Annotated in this window: 28 protein-coding genes; 12 read left to right on the forward strand and 16 right to left on the reverse strand. The window is 57.2% G+C overall.

Annotated elements, in window-relative coordinates:
* Genes RBH33_RS12550 through RBH33_RS12565 form a run of 4 tightly spaced genes read right to left on the reverse strand, consistent with a single transcriptional unit; the run spans position 1 to position 8828 of the window.
* A complete protein-coding gene (locus RBH33_RS12550) occupies positions 1–4800 on the reverse strand; it encodes an LPD23 domain-containing protein (RefSeq protein ID WP_306732549.1) in 4800 nt (1599 codons plus the stop codon).
* A gap of 5 nt (positions 4801–4805) precedes the next feature.
* Positions 4806–5747: a hypothetical protein gene (locus tag RBH33_RS12555; RefSeq protein WP_306732550.1), complete on the reverse strand. Its 942-nt coding sequence runs from the start codon at positions 5745–5747 to the stop codon at positions 4806–4808.
* Positions 5748–5761: 14 nt separating this feature from the next.
* Positions 5762–7330, reverse strand: coding sequence for a hypothetical protein (locus RBH33_RS12560; RefSeq protein ID WP_306732551.1), 1569 nt, complete (start codon positions 7328–7330; stop codon positions 5762–5764).
* Positions 7331–7340: 10 nt separating this feature from the next.
* Positions 7341–8828, reverse strand: a complete 1488-nt coding sequence (locus RBH33_RS12565) for a hypothetical protein (RefSeq protein ID WP_306732552.1) — start codon at positions 8826–8828, stop codon at positions 7341–7343.
* A gap of 233 nt (positions 8829–9061) precedes the next feature.
* Between RBH33_RS12565 and RBH33_RS12570 the strand changes: the two genes are divergently transcribed.
* On the forward strand, positions 9062–9700 hold the full coding sequence (locus RBH33_RS12570; protein ID WP_306732553.1) for a hypothetical protein: 639 nt from the start codon (positions 9062–9064) through the stop codon (positions 9698–9700).
* Positions 9701–9744: 44 nt separating this feature from the next.
* Here the strand turns inward: RBH33_RS12570 and RBH33_RS12575 are convergent, their stop codons facing one another.
* Positions 9745–10011, reverse strand: coding sequence for a hypothetical protein (locus RBH33_RS12575; RefSeq protein WP_306732554.1), 267 nt, complete (start codon positions 10009–10011; stop codon positions 9745–9747).
* A 602-nt stretch (positions 10012–10613) separates the two neighbouring features.
* On the opposite strand from RBH33_RS12575, the gene RBH33_RS12580 reads away from it, so the two are divergent.
* From RBH33_RS12580 to RBH33_RS12610, 7 genes are read left to right on the forward strand one after another with little or no spacing between them, the layout of a single operon-like run.
* Entirely contained in the window at positions 10614–10997 is a 384-nt protein-coding gene (locus RBH33_RS12580; protein ID WP_306732555.1) for a hypothetical protein, read from the forward strand.
* 25 nt (positions 10998–11022) lie between these two features.
* The gene (locus tag RBH33_RS12585) at positions 11023–11226 is read left to right on the forward strand and encodes a hypothetical protein (protein WP_306732556.1); all 204 of its coding nucleotides are present in this window, start codon (positions 11023–11025) and stop codon (positions 11224–11226) included.
* Positions 11219–11746 (forward strand): hypothetical protein, encoded by a 528-nt coding sequence (locus RBH33_RS12590; protein ID WP_306732557.1) that lies wholly within the window; start codon positions 11219–11221, stop codon positions 11744–11746. The genes RBH33_RS12585 and RBH33_RS12590 overlap by 8 nt, the downstream gene beginning before the upstream one ends.
* 9 nt (positions 11747–11755) lie before the next feature.
* Positions 11756–11986: a hypothetical protein gene (locus RBH33_RS12595; RefSeq protein ID WP_306732558.1), complete on the forward strand. Its 231-nt coding sequence runs from the start codon at positions 11756–11758 to the stop codon at positions 11984–11986.
* Positions 11970–13217 carry a DNA-methyltransferase gene (locus RBH33_RS12600; RefSeq protein ID WP_306732559.1) on the forward strand — a complete coding sequence of 416 codons (1248 nt, stop codon included), beginning with the start codon at positions 11970–11972 and terminating at the stop codon, positions 13215–13217. Before RBH33_RS12595 ends, RBH33_RS12600 begins: the two co-directional genes overlap by 17 nt.
* Before the next feature lie 3 nt (positions 13218–13220).
* A complete protein-coding gene (locus tag RBH33_RS12605; protein WP_306732560.1) occupies positions 13221–13478 on the forward strand; it encodes a hypothetical protein in 258 nt (85 codons plus the stop codon).
* On the forward strand, positions 13471–14694 hold the full coding sequence (locus RBH33_RS12610) for a hypothetical protein (protein WP_306732561.1): 1224 nt from the start codon (positions 13471–13473) through the stop codon (positions 14692–14694). Before RBH33_RS12605 ends, RBH33_RS12610 begins: the two co-directional genes overlap by 8 nt.
* Positions 14695–14835: 141 nt before the next feature.
* On the opposite strand, the gene RBH33_RS12615 is transcribed toward RBH33_RS12610, so the two are convergent.
* The 3 genes from RBH33_RS12615 to RBH33_RS12625 form a co-directional block, all read right to left on the reverse strand.
* A complete protein-coding gene (locus RBH33_RS12615) occupies positions 14836–15120 on the reverse strand; it encodes a hypothetical protein (RefSeq protein WP_306732562.1) in 285 nt (94 codons plus the stop codon).
* A gap of 103 nt (positions 15121–15223) precedes the next feature.
* Positions 15224–15721 (reverse strand): hypothetical protein, encoded by a 498-nt coding sequence (locus RBH33_RS12620; protein WP_306732563.1) that lies wholly within the window; start codon positions 15719–15721, stop codon positions 15224–15226.
* Between the two features lie 59 nt (positions 15722–15780).
* Positions 15781–16101: a hypothetical protein gene (locus RBH33_RS12625; RefSeq protein WP_306732564.1), complete on the reverse strand. Its 321-nt coding sequence runs from the start codon at positions 16099–16101 to the stop codon at positions 15781–15783.
* A gap of 110 nt (positions 16102–16211) precedes the next feature.
* Between RBH33_RS12625 and RBH33_RS12630 the strand changes: the two genes are divergently transcribed.
* Positions 16212–16442 carry a hypothetical protein gene (locus RBH33_RS12630; RefSeq protein ID WP_306732565.1) on the forward strand — a complete coding sequence of 77 codons (231 nt, stop codon included), beginning with the start codon at positions 16212–16214 and terminating at the stop codon, positions 16440–16442.
* A gap of 9 nt (positions 16443–16451) precedes the next feature.
* Here the strand turns inward: RBH33_RS12630 and RBH33_RS12635 are convergent, their stop codons facing one another.
* Both RBH33_RS12635 and RBH33_RS12640 read right to left on the reverse strand, forming a co-directional pair.
* A complete protein-coding gene (locus tag RBH33_RS12635; protein WP_306732566.1) occupies positions 16452–16754 on the reverse strand; it encodes a helix-turn-helix domain-containing protein in 303 nt (100 codons plus the stop codon).
* Positions 16747–17088, reverse strand: a complete 342-nt coding sequence (locus tag RBH33_RS12640) for a helix-turn-helix domain-containing protein (protein ID WP_306732567.1) — start codon at positions 17086–17088, stop codon at positions 16747–16749. The genes RBH33_RS12635 and RBH33_RS12640 overlap by 8 nt, the downstream gene beginning before the upstream one ends.
* A 142-nt stretch (positions 17089–17230) precedes the next feature.
* Between RBH33_RS12640 and RBH33_RS12645 the strand changes: the two genes are divergently transcribed.
* From RBH33_RS12645 to RBH33_RS12655, 3 genes are read left to right on the forward strand one after another with little or no spacing between them, the layout of a single operon-like run.
* The gene (locus RBH33_RS12645; protein WP_306732568.1) at positions 17231–17563 is read left to right on the forward strand and encodes a helix-turn-helix domain-containing protein; all 333 of its coding nucleotides are present in this window, start codon (positions 17231–17233) and stop codon (positions 17561–17563) included.
* 7 nt (positions 17564–17570) lie between these two features.
* Positions 17571–18878, forward strand: coding sequence for a type II toxin-antitoxin system HipA family toxin (locus tag RBH33_RS12650; protein WP_306732569.1), 1308 nt, complete (start codon positions 17571–17573; stop codon positions 18876–18878).
* A gap of 18 nt (positions 18879–18896) precedes the next feature.
* Complete coding sequence (locus RBH33_RS12655; protein WP_306732570.1) at positions 18897–19196, forward strand: hypothetical protein; 300 nt, start codon at positions 18897–18899, stop codon at positions 19194–19196.
* Between the two features lie 20 nt (positions 19197–19216).
* Here RBH33_RS12655 and RBH33_RS12660 read toward each other — a convergent pair whose 3' ends face one another.
* The 6 genes from RBH33_RS12660 to RBH33_RS12685 all read right to left on the reverse strand — a co-directional run.
* Positions 19217–19480, reverse strand: coding sequence for a hypothetical protein (locus RBH33_RS12660; RefSeq protein WP_306732571.1), 264 nt, complete (start codon positions 19478–19480; stop codon positions 19217–19219).
* 137 nt (positions 19481–19617) lie between these two features.
* A complete protein-coding gene (locus RBH33_RS12665) occupies positions 19618–20238 on the reverse strand; it encodes a hypothetical protein (protein WP_306732572.1) in 621 nt (206 codons plus the stop codon).
* A gap of 130 nt (positions 20239–20368) precedes the next feature.
* On the reverse strand, positions 20369–20746 hold the full coding sequence (locus RBH33_RS12670) for a hypothetical protein (RefSeq protein WP_306732573.1): 378 nt from the start codon (positions 20744–20746) through the stop codon (positions 20369–20371).
* Between the two features lie 654 nt (positions 20747–21400).
* Positions 21401–22036, reverse strand: a complete 636-nt coding sequence (locus RBH33_RS12675; protein ID WP_306732574.1) for a hypothetical protein — start codon at positions 22034–22036, stop codon at positions 21401–21403.
* A gap of 99 nt (positions 22037–22135) precedes the next feature.
* Entirely contained in the window at positions 22136–22714 is a 579-nt protein-coding gene (locus RBH33_RS12680) for a hypothetical protein (protein WP_306732575.1), read from the reverse strand.
* Positions 22715–22746: 32 nt separating this feature from the next.
* A partial coding sequence (locus RBH33_RS12685; protein WP_306732576.1) for a hypothetical protein occupies positions 22747–23142 on the reverse strand: 396 nt, incomplete at its 5' end.

The raw sequence follows: 23142 nt of genomic DNA on the forward strand, positions 1-23142 counted from the left end.
TTAGCGAACCATTGCAGGACTGTGCTCAGTCGGCTGCTGTTGGTATTGGGCGGAATGCTGGCGAGCCTCACGGCTCAAATCGTAGTTGTTCAGATCCGGGTCGTGCGGGCGAGAGGCGCCGGGATCGGTGGCCATGGCTCGGCGGGTCATTGCCCGCAGATCAAAGCTGTCCCAGTCAAAATGCACATCGCTCGCCATCTGCTCATCGGTGGCGCGCTCAATGCGCAGATTCATCCGATCAAACACCCGGTCCACGGTGGGGTATTCAGGGTCACGCTCGGCCTTGGCCAGTGCGTAGGCGGTGACGAGCTTGGCGTTGGTGTAGGCTTCGCCGGGGCGGTAAAGCCCGGTTTTATGCAATTGCATGGCGATCAGCCGCTCGTGTCTCTCGGCCTGATAAAGGTTGTTGGGGTCGGCCTGCTCGTAACCGGCCAGAAGCTCGGCGTACATTTCCTTGGCCGCCGGCGATAGCGGCTCACCGAGATCTTCCGCCGCCGCGTACGTGTTTCGCAGCCAGCCCTTAACGGTATTGAACACGCCGTGCATCCCTTGCGGGGTATTGCGACCGTTTTCAACTTCGCGCATGTACAGCTCAAAACCGCGCGCAAATTTTTCATGCTCTGCACGTTCGACTTGCTGAAGATTGTCCACTTCAAGGTACTCACAGATCTGGCGCTGCAGGCGATCCGGGGTGCGATCGCGGGAGGTTTTAATCTCCATGTCCAAAAACAGGTGCGCCCCTTCGTGCAAAAAACTGCTCCGATCGGCCGCCTGGGTGAGTCGAAGCAGCGACTGACCGGGTAAAAGAGTTACGCTGGCCACGGGACTCATGGCCATTTTTGCCGCAAGTTCCTGATGTCCGTCGTCTGGTTGAATCACCAACTTCGAGCGAAACCTGGCGGGCATTTCCGGCGCCGTTTCCAAGCGCTGCTGTTCGGTCATATTCAGTCGTTGCTCGGTCAAGCGTGCTTCTCGTTCGCCATACACGTCGAAGTACAGAGCTTTAACAAAGTCTTTTACGGCAGGGTCATCTCTTTGGGTAAAAGCCGTATCAATATGGCCGAGTTCGCGCCGAATCAGCTGCGCCTCTTTTTCGTAACGATCGGAGGCCTCGGACATCTGCTCAACGTGGATTAGGCGCTTATTGAGCGCTGCGGATCGCTCTTCGAGCGCCTGGAAGTAAGCATGGTGCATCCACTTAGCGTTCGAGCCACGGCTAAACTGTTCGCGGTATTGAATGGCGTGTTGGATTTCGTGCAGCAAGGTCGTTGTGGCTTCCTCGGCGGTCCTGCCTTGAGCCTCGAAGTCACCGAGTTGATCGTAGTTGCGTGTCGTGCCGGGATCAAAAGAAGCGCCTGCGGGCAGCTCATTCGGGTCCACTCGAACATCGACTAAGGCGTTGGCTAAATCGGGGTAGGCCGCGAACAGCTCCGGGTGATCCAATATATCCGCGAGGCGGCCAGCGAACCCGTGCGAATCTCGGCTAACAAGACGCAATTGATCGGTTTTCAGACGCGCTTGGTCATCGCTGATTTCAAACCGCCACTTATCATCCTGGCCTTTAAACCAACCGGTTTTTTGGCGAACGGCTTCGCTGTCGTGCCCTTCGTTCGTAAACTGCATAGCCGCTGCGAGCGCCACCTGGTTGGCGGTCACCGCCCGGCGCCCGGCGAACTGAAACAGCGCGCCCTCTTCGCTGAGTGTTTCGTCTACCCACATGGGCGGACGGGGGCGGGGCTGTTTTGGATCAGGTACACGCAGTGTGGCTTGTTCACTGCGAAGCGCGCTTTGGTAGAGCCGGTCACGCAAAAAATCCAGCCGCTGCGCCTTGCTTTCGTAGGCATCGCGGGCCATGTCAATTACTTGCTCGTCGGAAAAGGGCTCGTGTACGCCAGCGCTACCGTACTGATCGATGGTGTCGCGAAGCGCGTCTACAAACTGCGCCTCATCGTCAAATTGGGGGGTATACCGAGTGTTTTGGCTTGGATCGACGTACTGGTGCAAGTACAGAGTCGCCAGTAACTCGTCGAGCTGGGCGTGATCGAAATTGCTGTCATTGTCGCTCTCATCGAGCTCCAGGGTTTCTTCGTACTCCTGCAAGCCCGTTTCAATGCGCTCCAGCAACTCTTCGAGTTTCACATCCAGCTCTTCAGCGCGATCAAGGTCATCGGCTTCATACGCCTCATTGACCGCCTGAATGTGACCCAAAACTTCCTCTTCCAGAGTTTCATATTGAGGCGCTGGCGATTCCGAAGGGTCCACCGCCGCCGGGGTTGAGGCGTCCAACTCATTGGCGGCGACCGGCGCTGGCGCTTCAGCCGCTTCCAACGCCTGGCGCACAGTGGTTACTGCCTGGGCACCATGGGGGAGCTCCACCCCCAGCGCTCGCTCGAACCAAGCCTCGATACCGGCTTGATCGTCTTTCTCAATAAGCGGCCGCCACTCATCGAAAGCGTGCTCTGTGAGTGTGTGTGCGGCGAGCCGATAAGCTCGTGCCGCGTTGCGAAGCGTCGCGACCTGGGACTGTATGGCATTAACATTGGGGCGAATGAACCGACCGCCAAGTGGGGCCAGAAAGCCCGCCCGATCGTTAAACTCGGCTGAGCGCATCCGGCGCCGGCGATCTTGACCCAATTCATTCGATTGTTTGGACAGCGATTCGGCTCGATCGAGCAGCACGCGTTGAGCACGCCCAACGGGTGTGAATGCGGTAGTGTTTTCTGGGGTCAGTTGTGAGGTGGCCGTTGTGTCGGCCGTGCCTCCAAGAAGGGGGTTAACGCTTTGTTGTAAGGGGAACGCCCATTCGCGTGGGATTTGTGGGGGTGGGGAAGGCTGTCCCCAATCCTCTGGATCGGCGGACAGGCTGTAGAGTATACCGTTTAGGCGTTGGGTCCGGCCATGGCCAAGTTGCGCCAATAATTCGGATCTTTCTTCGCCTTTTGCGCGTAGGACGGTTTGTGTGAGAACCGCTCTTTCAAGCGTTGTTCGGCCAACTGTAATTCTTCGTCCCAGTTCGCTTTCTCCGGATGATTCCGGGCTCTGCGCAATAGATCGTCCATAGTCTCGCCGGGCGGCCGTGGCGATATCGTAAAAGTCTTGCCCTGTGTAGACATAGCCGGTTTCCTCATTAATAAATTGGTCCCTTTCGGGATTGTAGACCATATCGCTAATGTGCGGTACTTGAGCGAGAGTGGCTAAATAGCTGGCCTTAATCATCTCGTTCAGGTTGTGCTCATGCTCCCCTTCACGCCAGTCAAGCCCTGGAACGGCCTCTGAGCCTTCAAGCTGACGTGGATGAGGGGCTAGATGGGCCGTGGTGCCGAACTTCAAGGCACTGGAGATCATGTTCTCAAGCCGCCGATGTACGGCGATATCACTCAGACCGGTAGGGTCGCCGATAAACTTGAGGCCGTTGTTGTGCGCGTACGCGGCAACCGCATTGTAAACGGTTTGCCCGAGTTCACCCTCTTCGAGTTTAAGCACGTCTATCCAGACGGCGTTATTACGCTGGGAGACGGTGATGGGCACCTCTCCACGACGGGTGTGCAGTTCTACATGCCATTGCTTTTGCGGGCTAAACTGCGCTTCGGATTGCTCCTCTGGCGCAATTTCAATCGGGGTGATATCGCCTAATTCCAGCCGCTCGGGCAGATTCAGCAACTCCGCGGCGATATCCTCAAACTCTTTGTGCTCCGAGCGTCCTAATTTGAAATGACGGTCATCGGAAGCAATCAGACTCCAAGCGGTCGCGACCGCACTGCTGGTCGCGAGGTCTGTATCAATATCGACAACTTTGGCGTCCGCCATACGGCGAATTATCTGATCCGCCGTTTCGGCTTTTTGTACTGGGCCTTGGCGTGCCGCCTTGTTGGCTTTGTGCAACAAGTTGGCGATATCGGCATTGTTGTAACGCGGAAGGCGAGTAAACCCGTTCTCTCGCCACCACTGGCGCAGACCACCGTAGAGCACTTGCACACGGTTGTGGACCTTGGGCGACTCGGTTGCCCCTAAGTGGGCTAACAACTCTTCGGCGAGAATAGATTCTCGATCTTTTTGATCCAGCGCCCCCAAAGCGCGCTGGTAACCCGACAAGTCTACGTTGTGCTCGCGACACAGCCGCTCAAAACCTTCATCACCCCCAATGGCCCGATACAGCTCGCCCATATTGGCACGGTTCTCAAGCCCGTACATCGTGTGAAAACCAAAGTGCTGGTACAGCTCTTCGTTGATGGTTTGCTCAAGCTCTTCCGGGGTCGTGATCGCGGCCAGGTTGATGTAAACCTCGCCGCCGACATAACACCCTTTTACGGCCGTGATGGGGATCGCTTTTTCCAGTGCATCCATCTGCACTTCAATGGGCATTTCATCGAAACTGTTGGCAAGACGTATGGGGGTGTCATGCTCCAGGCTGGCTTGAATTTTGTTAACCCGGGCTACCATATCCGCCCGACGACGTTTTACACCGATCGCAACTTGTTGTTGCTCTGAAAGTGCGGCCGAGTGTGGGTTTTCATGCGCGGCGACGATCGTATTCAAGTGGCTGAGCGCTTCGTAGTAATCACTCGCAGGGACTCGGCTCATCGCTTCGCCCATATTTTCAGGGGCGCTCAAGTGGTCATAAATCCCCTTTAGCGTGACGGTTTGTTGCGTGCGAGTTAGGGCTTGGGCCGCATCGGAGACGACTCTCAACCAAGGGGTAGAGTTATCGTCCAGCGCATTAACGGGAACGCCTCGGTACTGCGGCACTGTGCCGGTACCGACGGTCTTTGTAATTGGCCCTGTCCAATCAGCTGCATTCATAGCGCTTACCTGTTCGGTCCTTTGGGAGGCTTCGTGGCGCCAGCGCCGTCGCGGTTATGCACAACGTCCTCGCCAATCTTGCCAAGCTCATACTGCGCGAGGGTTTCGCCGCGCTCAGGCGCGGCCGCCTCCGGGGTGATGGCCAGCAGGGCGTCATTGCGCACCAAGGCTTCAACCACATGCGGGTCCGGATCATTCATCAAGCGCTCGCTGAGCAAGCCGGCATTTTTGAGCAGGTGGAGGTTGCGATTGGCCGCTATCAGTACGCGCACATCGGCGTTCGGGTCACGGGTGAGCGAGTCAGCCAGTTCGTGCGCTTGGTCGAACAAGGGCAGCGTGCGGCTTCTGGCCAAGGCTTTGCGCACCGGTACCGATCGATGCGCACACAAGCGTCGGGCGATCGCGTCCGCCCCGGGCACTTCATACAAATTCGCTTGCCCGGCGAGCTTTTCACAGACCTTGGGGCTGCGGTCTCGGCTGAGCCGATCGGCTACCTGATCGGCGTTGGGAGTGAGCAAGGTGGCGGGGTTCTTGGCCGCGCACTCACGTACCCACACATCGCTATCGCGGCTGAGCGAATCGCTGATCTCGATCGAGTCCTCAAGCAGATGCAGGTTCGGGTTCTGCGCCAAACCCTTGCGCACAAAATAATCCGGATGCGCCGCCAGGCGCTGAGCGGGGCCGTTGAATCGGTGCAGGCAGGGGTTCTCCGCCATGCCATTGGCAACCCAGATATGGTCGTCCTGGCTCAGTTTCTCAACCAGCGCTTCGGCATTGTCCAGCCGATACAAGTTTGCGTTTAACGCCAACGTGGTGCGCACGCCCGGATCTGGATCCGCCGCCAGCGCCTCGGCCAGCTCGGCCGCGTCGGGATGCTCGAACAGCTCTGGCTGATCGGCCAGGTGGATGCGTTCGCTCAGACTCAGATGATCAGTGGGCAAGGGCATGACAGCCTCCGTTGTTAGCGTTGTGGGCCTTTCTGGGTGGACTCGTTGTAGGCCTGGGCCAGTGTGCTATCGAGGTCGATACCGCTCAGATCGAGTTCAGATAGGTCCATGGGTGGCGACTCGTTGTTCGGCTCAGCGGGGGCTTGTTGCTCTTGCGGGTGCGCTTGTTCGACATCCGGCACATTGGGCTGAGTTTGGGCGTTCGGCTCGCTCGGGGCGCTCTGTGGCGCGACTGGAGCGCTCAGATCGATGTCGTAAGAGATCTGCGCTTCCTTCATTTTCTGCATCGTCGTGGGCAGGGCGTTTTCGTTGATGCTCAGCACATTCGTGTCCGGGTCAAAGCGCCCGTTTACCTTCTGGGCAATGTCCTGGAACGCGGCGCTGTGCGCAGCGCTACGACCGATCACCTCCAGTGCGCCTTGCTCGTTGCGGCGGATGGTGGACTTGGATGCGGATTCGCTCGCCTGGGCTTTTTGAGCCGGGGCGGGGCGACGGGTTGAGGTTGGTGTTGCCGAAGCGGCGGGCTTTTGCTGTGACGCGGGCTGAGAATTCTCGGCGCTTCCTTGGTCGCGCGATTCATTGATTTGGCTTTTCGCACGCTCTTCAGGACTGGGTAAACCCGTGCGACTGGGCACACGCTCAAAGCCTTCGGGCTTGGCGGCGACGACGAACACCGAACCGTCTTCGCGATGCCGCAGACCCAGGGTGTAACTGGTAAAGAGGTGTTCTTTGTCGTCGTTTATAAGCGGCTGAATGTTTCTGCTCTTCATGGCCTTGGGGCCAATCATGACAGTGCGCGCCTCCAGAAGCGTGATGCCATAACCGGCCTTGGCGGCTTGCTTGACGGTTTCACGCTTATTTTGCCAGCCCGTGTTGTTGGCCAGATCCTCGGCAACCATAACGCGACTCTTCGCCACCTTGTGCTGGGCATCTCTCGGAAGATAGAACCCGCCGTGCAGCTCCAGGATTGCGCTGGCCCCATTTGGGGACTCCAGGCGAACGACGGCGCCGAGTGAGCCCGGAAAGGAAAGAGTGTCATTGGCGTGTAGCTGTGGATCGAGTGCGTTTAGCAACTGCTCATCGAGCTGTTCCAAGGTGGTGATGCTTCTTGGCGCGTCATCGCGAAGCAGGGTTACCGTTTGGTACGGTCCCCGGGTCGGGTTGGTGGGGCTAAGGCGCGGTGCATTGACGCGGGCGGTGAACACGCCGGCGCGGCCGTGACTTTCATCTTGCGCCGCGCGCACCAGCCACCGGGCGCTGTAGACGGGGTAGTCCTGTCCGGACAGCGGCTTTAGTTGATCCGTTGTGTAGGCGCCTTCAACAATTAAGCTGCCGCCGGGCAGGGTGGTTACCGGCGTGCGGCTGGCACTGTCGTTTTGGAACTGCGCCAAAGAGGGTCGCTCACCTTCCGTGGGCCGCAAGGAGACTTCAATCATTTGGCCGCTCTTGGTATCGATGCCGATCACGCGAGCGTTGTGCTCAGTTTCCGCGCCTTGTTGGGGCAGAATGTAGTTAACCACCTGCAGTGCGATGCGCTTGCTCTGCGGTGCGCGGCTGGAGAATTGTTTCAGTAGCTCATCCATTGTCGAAATCCTATCGGGTTAATGCGGGGGCTGTAGAGCGGGCTTGTGCCTCGTCTTTTTCAGCGCTGGGCTGCTCGGTCTCGGCTTGCTGCTCGGAGGCTCGGTGCGTTTGTAGGGTGCTGGCGATGGCGGGGGTGAAGCGCTCGGTCAGTCGATTGACCAACTCCCCGGTGACCTTCTTGCGGCTGAGATTGACCGAGGTCTCGTAGCGCAACACGCGGGCGGGGTTCTCGCCGTGATCTTCCAGCGCCTCGATCACCCGGTTGGTATCGAGCGCGGCGGGGCGAATAAAGGGGCTTATATCCACCTCTTTGTCTTTGAGGTAGTCAACCATGGCGAGGGTGTCGTAGGCGTTCACGCCCAAACTCTTGCGCTCGGCACGCAGCGGCTCCGGATCGATGTTGTACCGCTGCAGCAGCTGCAACGCATCGTCCTGGTTCAGTACCCGGGAGCGCTTAATGTTCTGGTGGGGGGTTTGTTGCAGGTTGCCGGTTTCGGTCAGATGATCGGTGATCGCGCGCATGCGCTCTTGGACCTGACTCATCAGCCCTTCGGTGGCTTTGGAGACGGCCTGCAGCTCGGTCAACTCGCGCTCACACTCAGCCAGCGCTTCTCGCTGCTCGTCGGTCATCGACACATCGGCTCGGCGGTGGAGCTCCGGCACATTGCCATCGAGCACCGCTTGCCAGTTCACGGCGGCCACTTCCTGGATCACATCATTGAGCGGGCGCATTTGCCCGTTGAAGTCGATCTCGGGGTTGATGGGGTGCTCGTTCATGTGCAGGCGCATGCCGGGGCGATCGTACTTGAGCAGCTGCACCATCTCATCGACCACGGCGGGCAGCTCGGCCCGGCCGCCCTTGCTCAGCCGTTCCATATACGCGTCGGTAATGGCCGGGGGCAGCTCAAGGTGAATGTTCATCAGCCGATCGAACGGCTCATTGCCGTAAGCGGTGTTCAACAGGTTATAGACGTGCAGCTGGATGCCGTAGTGCAGCTGCTTGTTCTCGCCGGTGAGCTTGTCCTCTCCGGCCCCCGGCACTTTGATATCGACCAGGGCCCGCACGCCGTCCCGGCGCAGCCAGGGAAAGTCGGGGTTGCCGCCAAGACCGAACAAGCCTTCATTGGGCGGCTCGCGAAAGCTTTGCAAAACGGACTCATCCACCTCGCCGCCGTACAAGCGCAGCGTGGCGCGCTGGACCGCTTCTTCGAGGATGATGCCCTTGCGCATGTAGTGGTTACTTGGCGAGGGCATAACGCGCATAAGCTTTTCATTGACCAGCTCAGCGGCGGAGCCAAACACACCGGGGCGCCCCATGGCGTCGAGCACAAGGGTGCCGACCTCGCTGCCCCCGAAGCCGGCGCCGAGCCGGCCCAGGAGCCAGAGCACCCGTTTCGGGTCGCGCTGAATTACATGCTCAAGCCAGGCTTTGGCGTCGCTTGGCTCGATGCGTCGGAATTGGGGCAACTGTTTTAGCTGCTCTACGACTGCATTCATTTTCGGGATCACTTATTTTCGGGACAGCCCTAGGGGAGGCCATCGTAGGGTTAAGATGATACTATCATCCCTTCCTATCAGGGTTAGAATAGTAGTACCATCCTAACAAGTCAACGTCCTAAAAGTGTTCCTATACGGACACGTAAACGGCGCCAAACCGGCGGATGGGCGTTCGGGAAAATGCGACAAGGCGCGATCGCGCGCTAGACTGTATTAAAGAAGGGGTAGATCTTATGTCCGACAAAGCCACTACCGAGGCGAACACGGTGGAGAACGCTTCGTTCGTCCACGCGCTCAAAGTGCATCGTTGTAAACTGGCCCTCATGGTGACGGCCGCGGGCGTGTTCGCCGTCAGCGCTGTCATGGCCTTGGCCGCTGTGGCCTCGGACTCATTGGCGCTGGTGCAGCTGCCTTATCCGGGTCTGCTGGGGCTGGCCGGGGCGGTGGGGTTGCTGACCTACTGCGTCTTTGAGCCGTCGAGCCTACGCCTGGCGAGTGCTGAGCTTGATCAGGCGGCTGAGGTGGTGATGTGTGAACACGGGTACCGAGAGTTCACCGGGTATGACGAGCGCTTGCAGCAAACGCTGCTGTTGGCCGCCGCCCTGGCGGCGGTGCTGGTGTTTTTCTTGCCTTCTTTTCTACCGGTGGCCGTCGCCGCGCTGATGGGGTGCCTGTTTTTGCGGGCCAAGCCCGTGGAGCAGCCCATGGAGGCGTCCATTTTGGAAGATACCCAGTGGCTAAAACCGCTCGGTACACTCGCCCAGACGCAGTACGGCACGGCAATGAAGCGCATTGTCGAGCAGGATCGACCGATCACGTTCCTGGAGTACGTGATATTGCGCTCGTATCTGCTCAACCGATTCGGGTATTAACCCCTCCTGAACATCCCGCCACCCAGGGGCGTGGAGCCGACCGGTCAGTCAGCGCCAAGCCCCATTCTTACCGCCCGCGATACGACCAACACTAAAGCCTTGAGTACGATCGAGCGACGAGCCCGCCGGCGATCGTCCGGGGGCCAATGGCGGCAGGATCGCCAGCGGTTGATCAGCGGCCACGCGGCCAATCCGATCTGTACGGCCGCCGCGGTAAGCGCCAGCCAGAGACAAGCGGGTAGGGTGGTGATCAGCACCAGCGTGGTGATCGCCAGGGTGTAGCGCAACAGGGTCTTTATTCTTCGGTTCATCGATTTCTCCTTACGTGTGTTCACGATGCGTTTTGTGGGGCACTGGGCCCCGGCGTACGGACGCCCCTAATGGGTCCGCACCGGTTTATTTATCGAAATAAAACACCTTCGATTTTCCCGTCCGATCCGGAATCTGTCGGGTGGGGATATCGTGTCTGTCCCCTAAACACGGATTGGGAGAATGAAACGGAGGGTTGTGGAGTGGGGCGAGGGTGAAACTTAGGGCAAACGCCCGAAATCCCCGCTTGCGCTGAGCCAAAGTTGTGGGTGGGCGGTGGCCCAAACGGCCCCTGTGACACCATCGGCAGTCCATACGCTACCGGGGGTTTCCCCATCCGCCCCTCCATCCCCCTTGGGCACCCCCCAACCCCACCTTCTGATTACTTGGCACCTTCTTAGTGGCGGATCCCGGCGCCGCGAAGCGGCGCTTGCGCCCGGCCTTCGGCCGGGGCCGGGCGCACTGCGAGTGCTTGGCACGCGGGTGCATTAAGAAGGGAATCAAAGGTTGACCAGGTGGGGTGGTATGGTGGCGTATGGCTTGCGCGTGGTGTCATATGGTGTTAAGATCGTTGTATTATTACAACCCTTCGAGGAGGCCCGCCATGGGCGAGATTGAATATCAGACGCGGTGCGCGGATCCGGAGCACGAATCCCTGCTCGCCCAGCTCCAGGAGCTGGAGGAAATCAATAAGGTGCTGGAGGTGCGCCTCGGCGTGTATGAAAAATTGCTGACGGAGCGAGAGACGCAAATTCGTCAGCGACAGGCCGCTGTGCCCGATGCGGTGCGCGAGCTGATCATAGCGGTAAAAACAATCAACCTCTCCAGCCACCATCGCGTCAGCGTTGAGGGCGCCGAGGAACCAGGCTACTGGCAGCGTGGTGATTGGGCTCGAAGGGTGCTCCAGCTGGCCGAAGAGGCGGAGGCGGATTTGTATCGGTCCTCGGACCCCGAGCCTAGCGGTCGATCATGGCGCGTTGGACAATGAGCCAGCCGGCTCCGGGGGGTGAGCGGTGAAGCACGCGGCGAAGTTCTCGGCGCGCGCCGGTGACATTCTCCATCTGGACCAGGTGTACAGCTGGCAAGGCTTGTTGCCGGCCGATAGCTACGAAAACGTGGACCGGGAGGGCAATGAGTGCGAATTGGGCGATCACGTTGTGTTTCACACCTCCGTGTCCATCAAGGCCGTCATTACTGTTGGGGCAACCAATGACTAGCGATACCGTTGATCGATTATCGGGGACGAAGGCCACTGTGGGTGAGCTTAACCACCGCGAGCTTTGTGCGCTGGGGGTGCGCCTGCTAAAAACCCGCTTCGGGTGTTGTTGGGCCGTACGGGAGTTTGTCACACACGCCCAGGAGTCCCCGGATTGCTTCGGCGCCAAATCGTGCGGCGAAGAAACCTACTTGCTGGAGGCCAAAATCTCCCGAGCGGATTTTCTGTCAGATCGCAAAAAGCGCTTTCGAATCAATCCCGAGAAAGGTATTGGAATGTTTCGATATTTTTTGGCCCCGGCGGGATTGATCTCAGTCGATGAGCTGCCGGAAAAATGGGGGCTCATCGAGGTTCATAGTCGGAACAAGATACGCGTGGTGGCCGGAAAGCCGCCCAAAAGATACCCCGGCGCCGCCCCCGAATGGGCGCACGTTGAGCGCAACCGCTGGGGCGAAACCGCCATTGCCCATTCACTGCTTCGGCGGATGTTCGCGGGCGAGGATGTGCAGAAATACCGGTAGGAGAAAACGATGGCTGCACCCACGATCACACACAAAGTGCTGTGTACGCACAGCCTAAACAGCCTCTCAAAACGCCACTACGCGATGCCGTGCGCTGTGCTCAAAACCATGCCCGACGGGCGGCTTAAAATCCGCGTCTACGGCTATCGTGGCGATACCAATATGGCCGTGAGCCGGATTCGGTACGTCCCCAAAACCTCAGTAAAGGAGCTTGGCCCCGATCATGTCCAATCAACTTGATCTGTTTCACGTCCAGCGCGCCTACAGTCTGGCCCAGGGACCGCTGAGCAACGACCAGCTCTACCAAAGCGTGGCCGAGGCCGCCGGCCTCGCCTCGGATGCGCTCAACCAACGCTGCGAAATCGGTCGGGCGAAAGCCAAGCGCAGTCCGCTAAAACGCAAAATCCGCTGGTACCAGCAGACGCTCAAGGCTATGGGGGTGCTGAGAAAGGTGGAGGGGCGCCGGGGCGTGTGGGAGCTGGCCGAGCCCACCGATAAGGGACTCCACCAGGCTCCCGGCCGAGTGTGCTTGCTCGCCTACTCGACCCGCCTGGGGGTGGCTATTTGGGGGGACAATAACGCCGTATTCTCGCACCTGGACGAGCCCATTCATCTGTGTGTCACCTCGCCCCCGTATCCGCTGCGCATCCAGCGCCGCTACGGCAACGTGGCTGAGCACGAGTGGGTCGATTTTATTACCCAGTCGCTGGAGCCGATCGTTAAGCAGCTCGCCCCCGGCGGCTCCGTGGTGCTCAATGTCAGTAACGATATCTTTGAGGTCAAAAAACCCTCCCGCTCGCTGTACATCGAGCGTATGGTGCTCGCACTTCACGATCGATTGGGCTTGTCGCTGATGGACCGCTGGCCCTGGGTCAATCTGTCCAAGCCCCCCGGCCCGACGCACTGGGCGTGCGTCAACCGCCAGCAGCTGTGTGTGGGCTGGGAGCCCGTGTTCTGGTTCACCAACGATCCGCTCAAGGTGCGCTCGGATAACCGCCGAGTCCTGGAACCGCACACGGACAGGCACCGTCGTTTGCTGGAGCAGGGCGGGGATACCCGTGTAACCCACTACGGGGATGGGGCGCATCGGCTACGGGGCAACGGATTCGATACCCCCACCGACGGGCGTATCCCAAAAAACGTCATGATTAAAGGACACCGGTGCAGTGATTCGCTCCGCGCCCGTGCCGCCGCCAAGCGCTTAGGTCTGCCCGCGCACCCGGCCATGTTCCCCACCGCGCTGGCGGAGTTCGCCATACGCTTTTTGACCCGAGAGGGCGACCTGGTGGTGGATCTGTTCAGCGGCGTGAATAAAACCGGGATGGCGGCCGAGCGTCACGGCCGCCGCTGGATTGCCAGCGAGATTATCCTGCAGTACATCAAAACTCAGGCCGAATTGTTCTCCCAGTTTGAAGGCTTTTGGCTCAATCCGGCCCTGGCGGTCGATTCGCCGGATCGCACAGGTAGTTAAATCATGGATCAACCCGTATCGCGTCGCGGCCGCGCGACCAATCGCCAGCTGTGCCACTGGAGTGCCACGGTTGGGGAGTTAATAGAGGATCTGAAGCGTTTCGAGTCGGCTTTGAGCTGCGCGCCACCACCGGCGCGGGAGCAGGGCGATCTGTTCGCCGACCAGGCGCCCCAGCAAGCGCTCCGATCGATCATCGGGCGCCTGAAAACCCTCGACGGCGATATCCACCACACCCTTACCCAAGGTAGCCAGAATGAGTGACTTACTGACCCTGAACATCCCCCGCGTTGAGGCGGCCGTAAACGCCATCGAGTCGGCGACCCTCGCGCTCGCTCAAGGTATTGAGCAGCACGGAGGCTGGGCCTACTTCTGGTACCAGGACGAGAATGAGCCGCCGGTGGAGCTGACCGATCCGGCACAGGCCCGCCAGAGCGTGGTGAGCCGAATTCGGCAAAGCGATTACCAGAGCGAGAGCCCTAAGCGGGTACAGGTGGGCGCCGCGGCTGTCTCCTCAGCGGTACTGACCCTGGCCCAAGTGCTCAATCGGAAGAAGGAGGCGTTCGAGCAGCTGCGCGGACAAATTCGGGCCGAGTTAGCCGAGGCGCGCGGTACCGATGATGCCCGCTATGCGTCCCGGCATGTGCGTCAGTGCCTGAAGCGGATCGGGCACGGGCGTATGGATCTGGCCGCGACCGGGCGGAAAATCCCTCTGATGATGGGCACGGCGCTGCGTCTTCGCTGGCACTTCTACAGCGCGCCACCTACGCAAAAACGGACGTTGGCCGATGTGGTGCGCGATCTGCAGGCGCTACTGAGTGGGAAACAATACGCCAGCGACGAGGAGCAATCCCTGATCGCCTCGGAGATCACTCGCCTGGGATCGCTCGATCAGCGCAAAGCCGTGGCCTATCGGATGCGCCAGGGCACCAACATCGGGGTCCGGTATAGCGGCGCGTTCACCGTAGGCAACGTAAAAGAGTATGTGCGCAGTCAGTATGGGGCCAGCCCGGTGTTGTTCTTGGATACGCCCGGTATCTATCCGACGGTGACGCCGTTTGCCCGAGAAGGTATCAGCGAGCGGGCCGAGCGAAAACGGATCAGCAATGAGCCCGTTACGCGCGTCTACCGCCTCAGCGGGTACCTGTGGTACTTAACCCCCAAGACAAAGGCGCCGGAGCCGGATTCACCCCCGGATCGGCCCAAAAACCCGTACGCCGGCACGGGCTTTCCCGGTCTGTCGTTCTGGGCGCGGCCCAGCAGCTCGGGGCTCACGCCTCATATTCGAGTGCTCAAGGCCGATGGGCGCGTGACGCAGATTTCCATCGATAAACATGGCTATGAGCTGGCGTGGAAGAAGGCGGCCGCCGCGTACGTGGAGGGACGGGAGAACATCACGGTCGAAGCGGTGATTGCCAAGCGGCCACCGCCGCAGCGGTATCGGGAAATGGTGGCGTGGGCGGAAATGCGCGCGAATTGATGCCTTGCGCCGGAGGCGGGAAAGTGATGCTTTTCGCGCCCGCACTATGTTACAATGATACTACAATCATAAACCATCTTTAATGGTTGACTCCAAGCGCGCATGCCGCCCCGTTCGGGCGGCTTTTTTATGTTCGGCCCTTTATTCTCGCTCTTTCGGCGCCTCACTTTCGACCGCTGCCGCAGACTGATCCTTTTGCTTTTGTTTGGCGTATTCCTCCTTCGCTACGGACACCAGGCGACGGCTGATGCCCGCCGCGACACCAAGCGCAAAGCGGCTGGTGGTTTTTGCCTTGGCAACCAAAGGATCCGCTTTTTCTTTAAAGCCTTTCAGTCCCGAATTGCCCGAGGCAGCTTGTGCCTGCGCCGCATCACTGGGGGCTTTGGCTTCGTTCTGGTCTTCGTTATTTTCGACGGTCTCAGTCATGGTGTGACTCCGATAGTTATCCAAAAAAAAACCGCTCAATAGCGGTTAATGCGAGTGTACTACTTTTTTATTATCCCCCTGATTGCGCCATTCCGTGGCCGTACTATTCGAATCCTCTTTCCCGTGCCCACTCCGCCAGCAGGTTAAATGACCGACTGGACGGATTCGGCGTTATCGCCAAACGATCGTTCAGCACCAGGTACGCGCCTTTTTTGTTGCGCCACCCGCGCGGCCACACCATGTCCACCTTTTCGATGATCACCACTTCATTGCCCACGCGAATGAAGTGGGCGCTGGCCAGGTGTAGGCTGATTTTGGACTGGTTGATCTTGTCGCAGCACTCTGAGATCGATTCGGCTCCTGAAATCGCGCCGAGGAAAAGATGCTTCAGCTCTCTAAACCCCTGATCGGCCGAGCCGACCACGAACCGTTCACTTTCTCCCTCAGTTGCAACCACGTAGGGTTTGCGTAATCGAGTGGGGATGGCCGGACGCTCTACAGGGTCTTGTAGGCGCGATTCGGCGATCACTGCCACGGCGCTCACGCTACCAACCGTTAAGACGGTGAACAAAAAACATCCAATTGCGGCAACTTTGATCATTGTTTTCCTACGCCATTTTATCCACAGGGTTATCCAGTTTTTCTGTGGGTTATTTCTCATTAGGCAATCTGCGCGTTAACCTTCGGGTAGTTCGTTACCCAGTTTTCCATTTCCCGGGCGACCTCACTATTGATGTACGCCTCCCGGCGCATCGTCCAACGCATCTTTGCCGTCATGTTGCTTGGCTCAGGATGGCGTTGTACAAAATCCGAGTTATGCTGAGCCATTCGATCCACAAAATGGCGCTCAGCCATTTTCAACTCCGAGTAAACACGGTTTTTCTGCGCCAACTCTTCGTAGGCCATGGGCCGTGTCATGCGAAACAGGGCCTCCAGCTTTCGCCCCAGCCGACCCATTGGATAATTCGCTTTGCGCGCCATTTTACCTCCACGGCGGCAGCACACACGGTGCTGCGGGTTAAGATGATACTACTATAATAATCCGCTATAATACCGCAACTTCACCATATCTCAAGTAGCAGAGGTCGAATGTGAGTCTGGAAACAGCCGTATTTTATTTGTATATCTCGGTGACAGGCATCGCCGGCGGCGAGGACATGCACGTTAACATCGGCCGCTACGAAAGCCAGTCCTCGTGCGAGGCGGTTGGGGCTCAGACAGTCCGGAAGATGCGCGAGGAGGCGCGGGAAACGGAAATTGACGGGTTGGAAAATACAGAGTTTTCCTATCGGTGCTCTGAGAACGCCCCCAGGGGGGCTTAACCTGCGGTCTTAGCCTTCGGTAGCGGTCGTTTTGCGTCGTTGCCGCCGCGCCTTTTCAGTGATCATTGGATGGGGCTCCCAGCCCACGGCCTCTTTGATTTCCAATGATAAGCCTAGTGTACTCAGTATGCTGCTGACATTTCCCAGCCCAGGGTTAGCCACCTGGTTGTCTTCGAGGCGTATCACCATGGCCCGACTCACTCCAGCTAAAGCCGCCAGCTCCTCTCGGCTTAGCGACAACGCTTTGCGGCGCCGGCGAATGAGATTGGACAGATCACCCGAGCCCTGGACGTACAGAAGTGCCTTATCCATTCGGGGAGCCCTCGGTTGCGCGTGCGCCGTCGAGGTTCGGCGGCGCAACCAGGAGCACCGACCGTAGTCCTAGTGCCTGCCAGATACGTTCGAGCTTAATCACCCCCACATCCCCAAGTTTGCCGGCCTCCAGGCGATACAGCGTCGTCCGGTTGATTCCCGCTAAATCGGCAATCTCACTAACTGAGCAATCCAACTCATTGCGCCTCCTGGCAATCAATGACCCCACGTTGTCGAGGGTGTCCGGGCCCGGGGAATAGATCTGCACTTCGATGGTACTCCAGTTGTTAAGCGAATGGGGTCGCCCCAAGATGGTGTTGCGTACATGCAACATTACCTGTGATCGGTTCCTGTGTCGATACGACAATTACGGTTTTTCAGCCCCCCAACCTAATTGGCTTTAATTATTTCCATTTACCCGCATTATGGGTACTATTAGTTCCATTCCATATCGTTTTATTCAGGCTGGAGGCACTATGCCGCGACCATCGACTCTCGCACGCGAGCTATCACCCACCGCTGGGGCCGAACTTCAGCGCCTGGGCGCCGATATTGGCGCCGCCATAAAAGTACGGGAAAACTACCAGGATTTTGCTGACAGGATCGGGGTCTCGCGCGCCACGGTGCGCAAGATCGTCAATGGTGACCCTGGAGTTTCGCTTGGCACCTTCGTGGGCGCTCTGGATGCCCTTGGGCTGCTGGATCACCTGCGTGGTGTGGCCGCACCGGAGCGTGATTCACTTGGTCAGTCTCTACGGCTGCAGCCCAAACGAACTGATGTGGGCTTTTCAATGGATCGCGATTTTTGAGGCGCCTATGATCGTTCGTGATGCGTACGTCTTTGTCGATATTAATGGCGAGAAAACACTGGCCGGCCGGGTGCAGCATGTACGGGAGGATCGGGCCGAGCGGTATTTTTTCGCTTATGGGAAGTCCTATGCCTCACGCCCAGACGCCTACTCCATCGATCCTCGGCAGCTACCCTTGTCGGATAAGGTGGTGGCCTGCGAAGCCATGCCGCTAGCGTTTCAGGACGCCGGTCCCGATGACTACGGTCGGTATCTGTACGAAGTGCTGCATGGACACAAACCCGACTCGCCTCTGGATTACCTTACCGATAACGGTCAGGCGAGCATAGGAGCGTTGTCGTTTTCAAACGATACGTCCAAGCCTGGCCTGTCCCGCTTGCTCCACTCAACCCGCCTGGACGAGCTGGTCGAGGCGATCGATCTTCTGGAGCGCAACAAACCTATCAGCGAACCAATGCGCCAGCTGCTTGCCCCGGGCACAAGCCTGCCAGGGGCACGCCCAAAGGCACTCGTCACCGACGATAATGGTGAGCAGTGGATTGCAAAATTCGCAACCCCCAATGACATCTTCGATATCCCCGTGGCAGAGTATGCCGCCATGACGGCCGCCAGACGTATGATTGATACGGCGCAAGTGCGCCTTGAGCGCATAGGCAGGCACAATGTTTTTATGACTAAGAGATTTGACCGAGAGCAGGGCGCAGCACGACACTTTCTCTCCGCCTACACGCTGCTGGGCGCTGACCGAGCACGGGGCGCCACATTTTACAGAGACTACGGCTATCCGGCACTAGCGAATCTTACGCGCCAGGTATCCGCGACGGCTCAGCCGGACCGACACGAATTGTACCGGCGCATGGTGGTGAACGCCGTGCTGGGGAATCGAGACGATCACCTCAAAAACCATGGCTTTTTGATCGAGCCGGACCATCGACGCTATCGACTCTCTCCCGCTTACGACGTAGTTCCCGCCGCTGGTGGGACTGTGCATGCCATTGCGCTTGATATCGAGTCGGCCACAGCGTCTCTACCCACCTTGTTACGCTCAGCTGGCTATTTTGGTTTGAGTGAAACGCAGGCGCTTTCAAATATTGAGCAGGCGTGCGAAGTCGTCGAACACACCATGGCCATTGCCCAGCAGGAGGGCATGGATCCTGTATCCTTGCAGCGGCTTGAACAGGGTATGATGACCCTATCCGACGGCGCACTTGTCCCATGCCGGCAGCGGGGCCTACACTCTCTGAATCTTTCAGGCGTTGGAGAATTGTTTGACGCCCCCGATAAAGGCCCGGACCCAAGTAGGGGCCGCAGGTAAGGCTTATGGGAGTAGGGGATGATTGAAAGAGTATCGACTGCCGTATCGGCACAGTTTTACGAACAGCGCTGCCCTAAGTGTCCGGTAGGTGTGCTGCGCTTGAACCCAATACAAGAGGAAGCCGGCGAGCATTGGCTTAACCCGGTCGTGTACCGCTGTGACCCTACCGTATGGAATATGCGCTGCCATCACTGCGGGCATCAGTTGGCGATAAGCCTGCCCGGGCCCTATATCGAATTCAAGGATCGGAAGTTTGTACTGTTCGATTCGGTGGAGCTTAAAATCAACGCCTTGCGGGCATTAATTCGCAAGCTCTGAGGCGGATAGGGAAGCAGCTGTCACCGGGCCTTGTTCTGCAGGGAGGGGGGAGCCGCCTTTGCTTCAAATTGGAACCCCGCGTCCAAAAGGGATACCAGTTCGCTGACGGTATCGTCCTTAGAGAGCAGGGCGATTGTACGGGCCAGCTCCGGATGATGGGAGACCAGGTGCCTCCAGAGAAGCGCTTTTTCGCCATCGGTCAGATCGCTGGTGACGATGACTGGATCCCGATCCGTTGTTGCAACCGGTTCAGGCCAATACGTGCTGGGATCAACGTCCGTCATCTGTTTCAATTACTTCTACAATTTCTCCGTCCTCCATCCAGCACCAACTGACTCCAGTCACATAGACTTTCAGCATTTTACGCTCCCCTCGATCCTCAAGTTCTCTATTGTCGATGCCGGACCACTCCAACTCACTATCACTCCTTCCCTTTAGCCTTTCTGTAATCCTCGGCCGTTTTTTCTTTGGCAAGCTGCTTGGCCGCCTTTGGAGTTGATATAGGACGTGTTGGTACCCTCCTGGGTGTCCCGGGGCGGGGCGGTGGCGGCACCTTGTTCTTCTTGCATGTCGCGCATTTAAATCCCATGCCGGGAGTATGGGTGAGCTCTGTCACCATAGGATGCTTGCAGTAAAAACATTTTACGGTCCGGGGAGGCCCTCCAGTCCTTTTAGCCACGGGAGGCTGAATGTCGGCGGCAATCTGGCGCTCAACTACGTCCGCCTGAAGTGGGCTTGCGGCCTCCTGAAACTCCTGCTCAAGCTTTTGGATAAGTGTCTCGGTGTTGGCAATTAACAGCTGGCGCTCCTCCTCGGTCAGCTTGCGGACACTGCTGCCCGTGTATAGACCAACCCCTGGTGGGAGGTCATGGTTAAGCTTTTTGAAGCAGCTTGAGCCTAGTACTTGGAGCGTACCCTCTATTCGTACAACATGAACAGCTTTCCAGATTGGCTTTAAACATTCGGGCGCCTGACAGCGCACCTTATGATTGGTCGGAAGCTCGACGACTGCGAGTGATACGATTTTGTGCATATAATCCATGGCTGTCTCAATCTGGCCAACAATGTATCTCAAACGTATTCGATAGTAGGTTTCGCCAGCTTAGGAGCAAACCTTCGTGGCATCCTTTTAAAGCCACCAGGCTGACCGACGCTTTCATCCGCCCGCGTATCTAATTACCTTGAGATACATCGTTGGCAAGCGTGATTAGGTTGTTGATCTCCCGAGCCTGCATTTCTAACGCTCTTTTGCAAGCGTGAAAATCACCTTCCTTTGAGGCTTGGAGAGCATCTTCCTGAAGCAGGCTAATATCGCCCTTCATCTTACGCACAAGCACCTCAGTAAGTTCGTTTATCGCGTTTTTACGCGCTACCTCTAAGTCACGCTCGCACTGCGCAACATTATCACGCAGCGATCGCTGGTGTTCTTCACGGCGTCGCTCCTGGGCTTCGCTACCTTCACCACGATCGATATCTCGTTTCAGTTCGCTCGTATAGGCAGACTTGGCTGACTCAAGAGCCTCTTCGGCTTGGTTGACGGTTCTATTCATAATGGTTCCACATGTAGTTTCTCATCTAATCGCACGGCCAGGCCGTTGTTCATAACCCAAATACTCAAGAGTAAGCCGTACCGTTAGTCATCCAAGAGTTCGTCGCTCGCTGGTGACCCAGCACGCCTGTGAACATGAACAGCAAACAAACTTACGTTACGAGTCACTTTCCTAATGCAGTAGAACGTGCCGAGCAGTGACATCAGGGCCAAAAGAGTCGCCTGCGGATCAGCACATCACCTATCACGAGAAATCTCCGGCAATGTGATCCCATGTGCCAAGCCCATGTGACGGACAGTGCAGACTGACTCGCCTTCCTCTTGGTGATACTTTACCCGGAAGGGTAGTGATTCATATATAGCCAGTGAAACTTTAGTCGTAGACATAATCCAACCTTTAACCTTATAGTTTTTCTGTTTTTTCTAAAGATGCTGTTCCTACTCCATCCAGAACAACTACTGGGAAGTCATCTCCTTGGACATAGCCGGGCTTCTTCACAGTCGTCACCAGTTTTCCCTCCATCTCGCCTTTGAGGTACGTTACTCGTGTTCCCACGGGGCAGGACCTATTGAATTTGTCCACCGCTAGCTCTGCTCGGCCTCGCGATGTACCCAAATCGTAGTCATGAATACTTTTGCGCATACTCCAATCAGGCTAGTAGCCTGCCTCCGATTCGGAACTGTGGCGTGCGGTAAAGGCTCTAGCTCTATGGTGAGCGTCATGGCCACTCAAGCGATCCACCACATCACACTCCTCGCCGAATCTAACCCCCGGATTTACAGACAGTCTGTAGGCAGTAATGCCGGGCAGATATCCAGACATCGGAAACTCGACTGCCTGTGTCGCTTGATCGTTCAGGGAGCGGAGGCATTGTAGCTCATCCTCAAGGCCCGCCACTTTACTTTCATCAATAGCCTCTACGTTAAGATCGAAGAATAGTCCGAGTTCGATAGGAGAAATGGTCGCGAACGCACTTCTAAAATGACTCCTGACCTGTAGTATATCCCCCTTAACCAAAGCGTCGTCTATGCACAATCTATGAGCTAACCCGAGACCTTTAAAGTCATCCTCCTCAAGGAGTGAGCAGTAGTCGTCTGTTTCGGCTAACCGTTCAACGAACGCAGTGTGCTTATCAGCAATTAACGCTGGTGAGTCAATATAAAGTCCAGGATCACGCTCTATTGCAATTTTCCCGTAGTGATCATCTGCAAACTTCACGACGATCAAGAGAACGCCGAGAGTAATTATTCCAAGATAGATAGACCGCAAACCTGCTTTACTGCTTTTCATAATCCAATGTCCTTCAATTAATCGACCTATTGGTGGGATCAGGGGAAACGCCAGCTTCGAGAGCACAGAAGTCGAATTCCATCCTTTCGCATAACCCCTTTAGAGTCCCATTGACGATCCGGCAGGGGTAATATTCTCATACTCCGAATCCAGAACCTCAGCAAGGTCATCAAGAACCAGATCATTTAGAGGTGAGCTTCGCACTCCATGACTCGCTGCTAACCAAGATGCGTGCGCCTTCCACCAGGCGTCCACGTCGAAATTTAAAATCGGAATTTCTCTCGCGCCTGATTTGATATAGGAGTGCATGCGGTGATTACCATCCTGAATTACCTCGTCTTCTTGGCCGGACGCAATACAAGGCCATCGATTCTCGTCGTCATATTGCGGGGTATCGCCGGCTGAAAGGTACCATTCGTGGTAATCTTGGAACGTGCTAAATGTTTCTCCGATGTCTGTAGCCATTACCGCTTGCTGAAGCACATCCACGGGTACATATATAAGTTTAGCGGGTATGTCCTGAAAAACCACCAGGGCTTCATCCATTGCTGGCATGACATGGTGTTCACTGGAGTACATGCTCTGGGCATAAATGATTTCCGGTGCGAAATCTCCCATATCCAGAATCGGCGCCGCATCAAACAATTCTGAGAAGTGAGGTGACTTAATGAATCCCATATCTTATCTCCGAGCCATAGTCCAATGATCCCCTAGCCTTGAGGCTGCTCGACGGCACTAGAAGAAGCTACAGTTTCGTCAGGTGCATTGCGGCCGAATCGTACGGCAGCTAATGTCGATAACCCGGCTCCACAAATCGGCCATAAAATAGTAATCAAAACCATGAATAGGTCTGTTTGTCCTGGATTGAGTTTGTGCCCGATCAGGCCAACCACAGCTATTCCATAGCAAATCGCCGAGAGGATGAGCAGCAGCACTTTCACCTGGACAGTTACGAGATAGGATGAAATAAAATAAGAGTTCTCTGCCAGCAGGTGGGCGATGATCTCTTCTGTCGTCCTTCCGTCGCGTAGAAGGGTATGCATGACTTGTAATCCCCTCTTGCTCAGAGGTGACGGTAGTGCTGCCTGAATTTCAGTTATCGCGCT

The organism is Marinimicrobium hydrolyticum, from assembly GCF_030848505.1.
In the GTDB taxonomy this organism is placed as follows: domain Bacteria; phylum Pseudomonadota; class Gammaproteobacteria; order Pseudomonadales; family Cellvibrionaceae; genus JAVDDU01.